Origin of the sequence: Streptomyces boncukensis (assembly GCF_011045075.1) — a bacterium.
In the GTDB taxonomy this organism is placed as follows: Bacteria; Actinomycetota; Actinomycetes; order Streptomycetales; family Streptomycetaceae; genus Streptomyces; species Streptomyces boncukensis.
In genome coordinates, this window is sequence record NZ_JAAKZZ010000316.1 from 1 (window position 1) to 8,931 (window position 8,931).

Consider the following 8,931-nt stretch of genomic DNA (forward strand, 5'->3'; position numbering starts at 1 on the left):
GGAAGGGACCGCCCCTCGCTGTGCTTCCCGGGCCGCGCGTGCGTCGCGGCCCGGCGCGCGTACGCTGGCCTGGACCATGGCTACGGGGAGCGGTGGAGGCACGCATGGGGGCGAGCACGGGGAAGTCCGGAGGACATCGGCGGATGCCGCGCGAGGTGCGTGAGCGGCAGATGCTGGACGCCGCGGTGGCCGCCTTCGCCCGGCACGGCTACCAGTCGGCGTCGATGGACGACATCGCCGAGGCGGCCGGCGTCTCCAAGCCCCTGGTGTACCTCTATCTGAAGTCCAAGGAAGAGCTGTTCATGGCGTGCGTCCGGCGCGAGGTGGAGGCGCTGGTGGCGACCGTGCGGGAGGGGACGCGGGAGCTGGAGGCCCCCGCGGACCGCCAGTTGTGGAGCGGTCTGCGCGCTTTCTTCACCCACACCGCGGCCCGCCCGGACGGGGTGACGGTGCTCTCCCGCGCGCGGACTCAGGGGGAGCCCTATGCGCAGGAGGTGTTCGCCATGCGGGCCCGGATCACCGACATCGTGCGGGTGCTGCTCGCGCGCGCCGCACAGGACGCCGGGTGCGACAGCGCGCTGGCCGAGCGCGAGGTGGCGGGCCTGGCGCACGCGCTGGTCGGTGCCGCCGAGTCGCTCGCCGAGTGGGCCAACACCACCGCGGGCGAGGGCCCTTCGGCCAAGGAGACGGCGGCGACGCTGATGAACTTCTGCTGGACGGGCCTGGACAGCCTGATGCGCGGCGAGCGCTGGACGCCCTCGGGACGGTGAGGGGAGCGGGGCTCCTGTGAGCGTCTGATGAAGGTTCCGCACGGCCGTTCCCCTGCGACTTACCCTACCGTAACTTAACTAGTCAGTAAGGTTACTCCCGGGTCAGTCGTCTGGAGGCTGGTCGAGGATGCGTGCCACCGACCCCACACTCTCCGCCGCCCGCGTCGAGCCGGTCGCCAAGGCAGAGGACGGCCGGGTCCGCGAGGTGTTCGTACCGCCGCTGGCCCCCGCCGTCGTCCGCGGCTCGCTCGCCGACATCCCGTTCACCAACGCGCTGGAGGCGCCCGAGGAGCCGGTGCTCAGCCGGAAGACGCGGCGGGACGGCTCCGACCCGTCCGGCTGGCGCGAGGTGACGGCGCGGGAGTTCGCGGACGAGGTGCAGGCCATGGCGCGGGGGCTGCTCGCGCACGGGCTGCGCCCCGGCGACCGGATCGCCCTCATGGCACGCACCTGCTACGAGTGGACGCTGACCGACTTCGCCGCCTGGACCGCCGGGCTGGTCACGGTGCCGGTCTACCCCACCTCCTCCGCGGCGCAGGCGCGGTACATCCTGCAGGACGCCGCCGTACGCGCCTGCTTCGTGGAGGATGTGGAGCAGGCCAGGATGCTCAGCGCCGAGCGCGGCAACCTGCCGCGCCTGCGGCACCTGTGGCAGTTCGACACCGGGGCCGTCGGCCATGTCGTGGACGCGGGCCGGGAGATACCGGACGCGCTGGTCAACGCCCGCCGGGCCAACGTCGGTCCGGACGCTCTCGCCACCCTCATCTACACCTCCGGCACCACCGGCAGGCCCAAGGGCTGCGCGCTGACTCACGGCAACTTCTTCGCCGAGGTCGACAACGCCATCGAGCTGCTGCACCCGGTGTTCGCATCGCTGAGCGACGAGCCCGCGGCCACCCTGCTCTTCCTGCCGCTCTCCCATGTGTTCGGACGGATGGTCGCGATCGGCTGTCTGCGCGCCCGGGTGCGCCTCGGCCACGCCCCCAGCATCCGCACCGCGGACCTGCTGGCCGACCTCGCGGGCTTCCGGCCGACGTTCCTGCTCGGCATCCCGTATGTGCTGGAGAAGGTGTACAACACCGCGCGCGCCACCGCCGAACGGATGGGCCGCGCCGCCTCCTTCGACCGCGGCGCGCGGATAGCGCAGCGCTACGGCGAGGCGGTCGAGGCCCGGGAGCACGGCCTCGGCCCCGGCCCAGGGCGCGGGCTGCGCACCGCGCGCGGCCTGTACGACCTGCTGGTCTACCGCCGGATCCGGGCCGCGCTGGGCGGCCGCTGCCGCCATGTGATCTGCGGCGGCTCGCCGCTGGGCCACCGGCTCGCCGCCTTCTACGAGGGCGCCGGGATCCATGTCTACGAGGGCTACGGCCTGACCGAGACCACGGCCGCCGCCACCATCACCCCGCCGCAGCGGCCCCGGCTCGGCACCGTCGGCTGGCCGCTGCCCGGAACGGCCGTACGGATCGCGGACGACGGCGAGGTACTGCTGCGGGGCGGCCAGGTGTTCGACGGCTACTGGGAGGCGCGGCAGGCGCGCGCCGCGCCGGCGGTGGACGACGGGGGCTGGCTGCCCACCGGCGATCTCGGCTCGCTGGACCGGGACGGCTATCTGAGCATCACCGGGCGCAAGAAGGACCTGATCATCACCTCCGGCGGCAAGAACCTGGCCCCCGCGCCGGTGGAGGACTGGCTGCGCGCCCACCCGCTGATCAGCCAGTGCCTGGTGATCGGCGACAACCGCCCGTACATCACCGCGCTGGTCACCCTGGAGCCGGACGGGCTCGCGCACTGGCTGCGGATGCGCAAGAAGGGGGAGCTCACCCCGGAGCAGGCCGCGGTGGACGAGGATCTGCTGCGCAACCTCCAGCAGGCCGTGGACGAGGCCAACGCCCAGGTCTCCCGCGCCGAGTCGATCCGCCGCTTCGCGGTGCTGCCGGACGACTTCACCGAGGAGCGCGGCCACCTCACGCCGTCGATGAAGCTGCGGCGCGCCGCCATCCTGCGGGACTTCGCTGCGGAGATCGACGACCTCTACCCGGGCGCTTGACTTGAACGGAGCTTGAAGTCGGAGACTGGTCCCCGTCACGGTCAGGAGGAGGGACGAGGAGGTCGCCATGCGTGCCGTGCGGGTCAGGCGGTTCGGAGGGCCACGGGTGCTCCAGCCGCGGGACGTCCCCGAGCCGGTGCCGGGCCCCGGGCAGGCGCTGGTCGAGGTCACGCACGTGGATGTGCTGTTCCGGGACGCGCTGCTGCGGCGCGGCGCGCTGCCCGGCTCCGGTGTGGCCCCGCCCTATGTGCCCGGCGGCGGCGTCGGCGGCCGGGTGGCGGCGACCGGCGCGGGGGTGGACCCGGCCTGGCGGGGCCGCCGCGTCATCGGCAGGACCAGCGGCGGAACCGGCACCGGGGGCTATGCGGAGCGGGCGCTGCTGGACGCGGACTCCCTCACCGCCGTACCGCCCGGCCTCGCACCGCCCGACGCGGCCGCGCTGCTGCAGGACGGGCCGACGGCGTTCCGCCTCTTCGACCTGGCGGTCAGCGGGGGCGTGCTGCGCCCCGGCGGCTGGGCCCTGGTGCTCGCGGCGGGCGGCGGCCTGGGCGCCCTGCTGGTGCAGCTCGCGCGGGCCGCGGGCGCCCATGTCGTGGCGGCGGCCCGGGACGGCCGGAAGCTGGCGCTGCTGCGGGACGAGCTGGGAGCCGACGCGGTCGTCGGCTACGCGGCCGGGACGGCGCCCGCGCGGACGGACACCGCGTGGACGGACACCGCGTGGACGGACACCGCGTGGACGGACACCGCGTGGACCGACACGGTGCGGGAGGCCACCGGCGGGAAGGGCGTCGACGTCGTCTTCGACGGCGCGGGCGGCCCGCTGGGGCGGGCGGCGTTCGAGGTGGTGGCCCGGGGCGGGCGGTTCTCCGCGCACGGCGCGCCCGGCGGGGACTTCGCGCCGGTGACGGCGGCTCAGGCGGCGGAGCGCGGTGTGACGCTGGCCGGGCCCGAGCAGCTCCGGCCGCTCACCGGCCCGGAGGCCGGAGCGGAGGCCGGGGCGCTGCTGGAGCGGGCGCTGCTGGCGGCGGCGGGGGAGACGGTGCGCCCGGTCGTCGGCCAGACCTTTCCGCTGGAGTGCGCGGCGGAGGCGCACACGGCGATGGAGGAGCGCACGGCGGTCGGCAAGACCCTGCTGACGGTGGGATGACGCGGCCCCGGACGGGGGCGGAGGGCCGGGCCGGGGCGCCCCTCGCCGGGAGCGGAAGCGGCGGGGAGCGCCCCGTGCGGAGAGGGCCGGGTCAGCCGGGGCAGTTGCTCTCGGCCGGCCGGTCGGCGAAGCGGGCGCCCAGCCACTCCAGCGCGGGCCCGTTCCCGTTGATGGCCGTCTGCACATGGCCGTCGCCCGGGAAGGACTGCCACTCCACCGGCACATCACGGGCGCACCAGTCGGAGCGCAGCCCGGTGCCCTGCTCGTACGGGATCGTCTCGTCGGCCTCCCCGTGGTAGAGGAAGACGGGCGCGGACGGCTTCGTCGTGCCCAGCTTGTTGGCGCTGATCGCCTGCTGCCAGTCCGGCTCGTCGAGCGGGTTGCGGACCGTCATGTCCTCGATCGTCTTGCCCTTGCCCGCTTCGAGGATCGCCCCTGTGCACTCGTCCTTCGCGAGTCCCACCAGGTCGCGCCCCGCGTCGTTGAGGTAGGAGTCCAGCTTCAGCTCGGGGAAGGCGGTGTCGTGGCCGATGGCGGACATCATGATGTAGCCCGCGCTCTCGCCGCCGTTCGCGTGCTCGGCGACCTTCATCAGGTCGGACGGCACGCCGCCGCTCGCGGTGCCCTTGACGTCCAGCTCGGGCGCGTACGACTGCTGGATCTCGGCCGCCCAGGCGCTGGCCTGGCCGCCCTGCGAGTAGCCCATGACGCCGACCGGCGAGTCCGCGCCGACGCCCCGCTCCTGGGCGCCGGGCAGCCGCTGGGCCGCGCGCGCCGCGTCCAGCACGGCCGTTCCCTCGGCCTGCGCGACGGTGTAGGTGTGGTCGCCGGGCGTGCCGAGGCCCTCGTAGTCGGTCACGGCGACGGCGTAGCCGCGTACCAGCGCCGCGTTGATCAGCGGCGCCTCGGCCGTGCTGCCGTCCGGGAACCCGGCGGAGGGGGCGCACTTGTCGCCGAGGCCGACCGAGCCGACGGCGTAGGTGATCAGCGGGCGGGTGCCGGTCCGGCCGTCGTCGGGGACGACGACCGTGCCCGAGACGGTGTTCGGCTCGCCGGACGCGCTGGTCGAGGTGTAGCTGATCTTCCAGGCGGAGGCGTCGGCCGGGTAGCCCGGCCAGTACTGGAACTCGGTGGGCTCGGAGCTGACGATGTCCCCCGGGCCGCCCGCACCGGGCGCGGGCGGCTCCTGGGCCTGGGCGGTGCCCGCGAGCCCGAGGGCGGCCAGGGCGAGCGCGGCCGTGACCGCGCCCGCTCTGGCCAGTGGTGACGCCAGGGGTGACGAGTGCTGCATACGGCTCTCCCAACTCTCCTGTGCGCAGGGGTGGTGGACAGCACCGTACTGACTCGTCAGTAGACCGGCTACGGTCCGCACAGCGGTTGGCCTGAAAGAGCGTCAGAACGGGTGGTCAGAACGGGCGGTCGCCGACGATCGCCACCCGCTCCGCGACCCTCCGCTCGCTGCCGTAGTCGAACAGCGCGTAGTGCTGCGTGGCGCGGTTGTCCCAGAACGCCATGTCCCCGGGCCGCCAGGAGAACCGGACCTGGTACTCCGGCACCTGCGCCTGCCGCGTCAGACAACTCAGCAGCCGGTCGCTCTCCGCCCGCTCCATCCCGAGGATGCGGGTGGTGAAGGAGGTGTTGACGAACAGCATCCGGCGCCCGCTCTCCGGGTGCGTGCGCACCACCGGGTGCTCCACGGGCGGGAACCGGTCCTGCAGCTCGGCCAGCCGCTCGCGCGGGGTGAACCGCGCGAAGCCCGCGATGAAGTCGTGCACCGCGCGGGCCCCGTCGATGCGCTCCCTGACCTCCTCCGGCAGGTTGTCGTACGCCGCGCCCATGCACGCCCACATGGTGTCGCCGCCCACCCGGGGCACCTCGCGCAACTGCAGCACGGAGCCGAGCGCGGGGCGCTCGCGGAAGGTGACGTCGGTGTGCCACACGTTCTCGTACGTGGGCGCCGCGTCGCCGCCCTTCGCGAACCGCACGACCTCCGCGCGCGAGCCCTGGGCCAGCAGCGGGTTGGTCTCCAGCTCGCCCCAGTGCCGGGCGAACGCGGCCTGCTGGTCGGGCGTGAGGCGGGCGCCGCGGAAGAACAGCACCTTCCACTCCAGCAGCGCCCTGTTCAGCTCCTCCCGGACGGCGGAGGAGAGGGGCCGGGCCAGGTCGGCCCCGCGCACCTCGGCCCCGATGACCCGGGTGAGCGGGGTGACCTCGATGTGTTCGTACGGGCGTTCCTGCCAGCCGTCGGGGAGGTGGCGCAGCACCCGCGTCCCCTCGTACAGCCCGTCGGCGGGCACCCGGGCCTCGCGCAGCCCGGGGGCGGTCTCGATCGCGGTCATGGTGATCCTCTTTCACGGCGGTGCTCGGTCGGATGGACGGACGGACGGCGCGGAGACGGAGGATTCCGTTCCGCGCTGCTCCGATCCGCTAGAGACCGGACCGCTCGCACCCGCGGCGCCACGGGACGCTGAGGCGTCCGAACGGGGCTTCGGGGTGCGGGATCATGCGAGCCATTGTGGGCGGGCCGGGTACGGGCGTCAACCGTGCCTCAGAGCGCGACGGACCGCCCGGCCCACTCCGGCGCGGGCTCGGCCAGCGCGTCGAGCCGGGCCCTGACCTGCTCCGGGAGCGGCACGGCGCCGCCCGCGCCGACATGGACGCCGAGCAGCTCGATGGTGGCCACGGGGCCCTCGTCGTCCCCCGTGTACATCTCATGGGTGAACCGGACCTTCCGCGCCGCGGCCGAGAGGATCCGGGTGCGGACGGTGAGCCCGGCGCCGTCGGCCACCTCGCGGAGATAGCGGACGTGCGACTCGACGGTGTACAGCGAGCAGCCGGTGGCCGTGCGGTACGCGGCGTCCAGCCCGGTCGCATCCATCAGCGCGTCGGTGGCGTGCCCGAAGACGAGCACGTAGTACGCCTCGCTCAGATGGCCGTTGTAGTCGATCCACTCCGGCCGGACCGTCTCGCGGAAGAGCGGCAGCGGCCGCCCGTGCGGCCCGGTCACTTCCGCTCCTCCCGCCGGCCCGGGAGGCGCCCGGTGGCGCGCAGGATGTCGATGACGCCCTGGTCGCGCTCGGCGACGAGATCCGCGATGCTGCGCCCGTTCGCCGCCCGCTCGCACCCCTCGACCATCCCGTCGTACAGCGCCCGGTCCAGCTCGGGGGCCTCCAGCCGGGTCCACGGGGACTTCAGGGAAGGCCCGAAGTGGTCGAGCATATGTGCCATGCCGCCCTCGCCGCCCGCGAGCGCGAACGTGAGGCAGGGGCCCATGAACGCCCAGCGCAGGCCCGGCCCCTCGGTGATCGAGTCGTCGATCTCCTCCACGGTCGCCTCGCCGTTCGCGACCATGTGCAGCGCCTCCCGCCACAGCGCCTCCTGGAGGCGGTTGGCGATGAAGCCGGGCAGCTCGCGGTCCATGGTGATCACGGACTTGCCCGCGACCTCGTAGAACCGCGAGGCCCAGGCGACGGCGTCCGCTTCGGTCCGCTCCCCGCCGACCACCTCGACCAGCGGGATGAGATACGGCGGGTTGAACGGGTGCCCGACCAGCAGCCGGCCGGGGTTCTCGGCCCCGGTCTGCATCTCGGTCATCGGATAGCCGGAGGTGGAGGACGCGATGACGACGCCCTCGGGGGCCGCCGCGTCCAGCCGGGCCAGCAGATCCCGCTTGAGCTCCAGCTTCTCGGGGGCGCTCTCCTGGACGAAGTGGGCCTGGGCGCAGGCGTCTTCGAGGGTGGGCGCCACGGTGAGCCGGTCGCGGGCCGCGCCGTCGGCGAGGCCGAGCCGGATGAGCGCGGGCCAGGCGGCGTCGACCAGACGGCGCAGCTTCTCCTCGGCGTCCGGCGCGGGGTCCCACGCGGTCACGTCGTAACCGCGCGCGAGGAAGTGGGCGACCCAGCCGCCGCCGATGACTCCGGCGCCGACGCAGGTGACACGGGTGGCGTCCTCGGGAGTGGGGCGCATACAGGGGCTCCTTGGGGTGGTGACGGTTGCGGATTGCGGATGGCGATTGCGGATTGCGGGAGCCCTCAAACCCGGGGCCGCAGCCCCAGCCGCTCCCGGGCCTCGTCCGCCGAGGCCACCGAGGCCCCCAGCGACTCCGTGATCCGCACCGCCCGCTCCACGAGCTGACCGTTGGTCGCCTTCACCCCCCGGCTCAGATAGAGGTTGTCCTCCAGCCCCACCCGGACGTTGCCGCCGAGCAGGATCGACTGCGCCACCCACGGCATCTGCATCCGCCCCAGCGCGAAGCTGGCCCACTGCGCGCCGGACGGCAGAAAGTTGACCATGGACTGCAGGACTCCGGGGTCGGCCGGCGCGCCCCACGGGATGCCCATGCACAGCTGGAAGACGGTCGGCGAGTCCAGCAGCCCCTCGTCCAGCAGCTGCTTGGCGAACCACAGCTGGCCGGTGTCGAAGATCTCCAACTCGGGCCGTACGCCCAGCTCCTGGATCCGCCGGGCGCCCTTGCGCAGCATCTCCGGCGTGGAGATGTACAGGTTGTCCCCGAAGTTGAGCGAGCCGCAGTCCAGCGTGCAGATGTCCGGCAGCAGCTCCTCGACATGCGGCAGCCGGTCCAGGCCGCCGACCAGGTCGGTGCCGTCCAGCGGGCCCTTCTCCAGCGGCTGGTCGGCGTCCAGCACCAGGTCGCCGCCCATCCCGGCGGTGAGGTTGACGACGACGTCGGTCCCGGTCTCCCGGATCCGTTCCACGACCTCGCGGTAGAGCCGCGGGTCGCGCGCGGGGGCGCCGGTCTCGGGGTCCCGCACATGGATGTGGACGACGGCGGCCCCGGCCCCGGCCGCCTCCACGGCGGAGGCGGCTATCTGCTCCGGCGTCACCGGGACATGCGGGCTGCGGCTGACCGTGTCCCCGGCCCCGGTGAGGGCACAGGTGATGATGACGCTCTCGTTCATGGCTGCGGACATGGCGGAAGACCTCCGTGACGTGCGGATGTTCGGGTG

Annotated in this window: 8 protein-coding genes; 3 read left to right on the forward strand and 5 right to left on the reverse strand. The window is 73.9% G+C overall.

All coding sequences use genetic code 11. The features are described from left to right. Nucleotides 1-104 precede the first annotated feature (104 nt). From G5C65_RS24920 to G5C65_RS24930, 3 genes are all read left to right on the forward strand, one after another. Complete coding sequence (locus tag G5C65_RS24920; protein WP_241266030.1) at nucleotides 105-770, forward strand: TetR/AcrR family transcriptional regulator; 666 nt, start codon at nucleotides 105-107, stop codon at nucleotides 768-770. A gap of 127 nt (nucleotides 771-897) precedes the next feature. Further along, nucleotides 898-2,817, forward strand: coding sequence for an AMP-dependent synthetase/ligase (locus G5C65_RS24925; protein ID WP_165301166.1), 1,920 nt, complete (start codon nucleotides 898-900; stop codon nucleotides 2,815-2,817). Between the two features lie 67 nt (nucleotides 2,818-2,884). Continuing rightward, nucleotides 2,885-3,964: a zinc-binding dehydrogenase gene (locus G5C65_RS24930; RefSeq protein ID WP_165301167.1), complete on the forward strand. Its 1,080-nt coding sequence runs from the start codon at nucleotides 2,885-2,887 to the stop codon at nucleotides 3,962-3,964. Between the two features lie 91 nt (nucleotides 3,965-4,055). Here the strand turns inward: G5C65_RS24930 and G5C65_RS24935 are convergent, their stop codons facing one another. The 5 genes from G5C65_RS24935 to G5C65_RS24955 all read right to left on the reverse strand — a co-directional run bounded on the left by G5C65_RS24935 (nucleotide 4,056) and on the right by G5C65_RS24955 (nucleotide 8,883). Beyond that, nucleotides 4,056-5,255 carry a lipase family protein gene (locus G5C65_RS24935; RefSeq protein WP_165301168.1) on the reverse strand — a complete coding sequence of 400 codons (1,200 nt, stop codon included), beginning with the start codon at nucleotides 5,253-5,255 and terminating at the stop codon, nucleotides 4,056-4,058. 115 nt (nucleotides 5,256-5,370) lie between these two features. Next, nucleotides 5,371-6,303 carry a TauD/TfdA dioxygenase family protein gene (locus tag G5C65_RS24940; RefSeq protein WP_206442237.1) on the reverse strand — a complete coding sequence of 311 codons (933 nt, stop codon included), beginning with the start codon at nucleotides 6,301-6,303 and terminating at the stop codon, nucleotides 5,371-5,373. Between the two features lie 209 nt (nucleotides 6,304-6,512). After that, a complete protein-coding gene (locus G5C65_RS24945; protein WP_165301169.1) occupies nucleotides 6,513-6,971 on the reverse strand; it encodes a thioesterase family protein in 459 nt (152 codons plus the stop codon). Further along, a complete protein-coding gene (locus tag G5C65_RS24950) occupies nucleotides 6,968-7,930 on the reverse strand; it encodes a 3-hydroxyacyl-CoA dehydrogenase NAD-binding domain-containing protein (RefSeq protein ID WP_165301170.1) in 963 nt (320 codons plus the stop codon). The genes G5C65_RS24945 and G5C65_RS24950 overlap by 4 nt, the downstream gene beginning before the upstream one ends. A 65-nt stretch (nucleotides 7,931-7,995) precedes the next feature. Beyond that, a complete protein-coding gene (locus tag G5C65_RS24955) occupies nucleotides 7,996-8,883 on the reverse strand; it encodes a beta-keto acid cleavage family enzyme (RefSeq protein WP_165301173.1) in 888 nt (295 codons plus the stop codon). Nucleotides 8,884-8,931: the final 48 nt, after the last annotated feature.

What these genes read in the sequence shown, in the direction of transcription:
- G5C65_RS24955 (WP_165301173.1), bottom strand. Translation starts at nt 8,883, where the DNA reads ATGAACGAGAGCGTCATCATCACCTGTGCCCTCACCGGGGCCGGGGAC.
- G5C65_RS24920 (WP_241266030.1), top strand. Translation starts at nt 105, where the DNA reads ATGGGGGCGAGCACGGGGAAGTCCGGAGGACATCGGCGGATGCCGCGC.
- G5C65_RS24925 (WP_165301166.1), top strand. Translation starts at nt 898, where the DNA reads ATGCGTGCCACCGACCCCACACTCTCCGCCGCCCGCGTCGAGCCGGTC.
- G5C65_RS24950 (WP_165301170.1), bottom strand. Translation starts at nt 7,930, where the DNA reads ATGCGCCCCACTCCCGAGGACGCCACCCGTGTCACCTGCGTCGGCGCC.
- G5C65_RS24940 (WP_206442237.1), bottom strand. Translation starts at nt 6,303, where the DNA reads ATGACCGCGATCGAGACCGCCCCCGGGCTGCGCGAGGCCCGGGTGCCC.
- G5C65_RS24930 (WP_165301167.1), top strand. Translation starts at nt 2,885, where the DNA reads ATGCGTGCCGTGCGGGTCAGGCGGTTCGGAGGGCCACGGGTGCTCCAG.
- G5C65_RS24935 (WP_165301168.1), bottom strand. Translation starts at nt 5,255, where the DNA reads ATGCAGCACTCGTCACCCCTGGCGTCACCACTGGCCAGAGCGGGCGCG.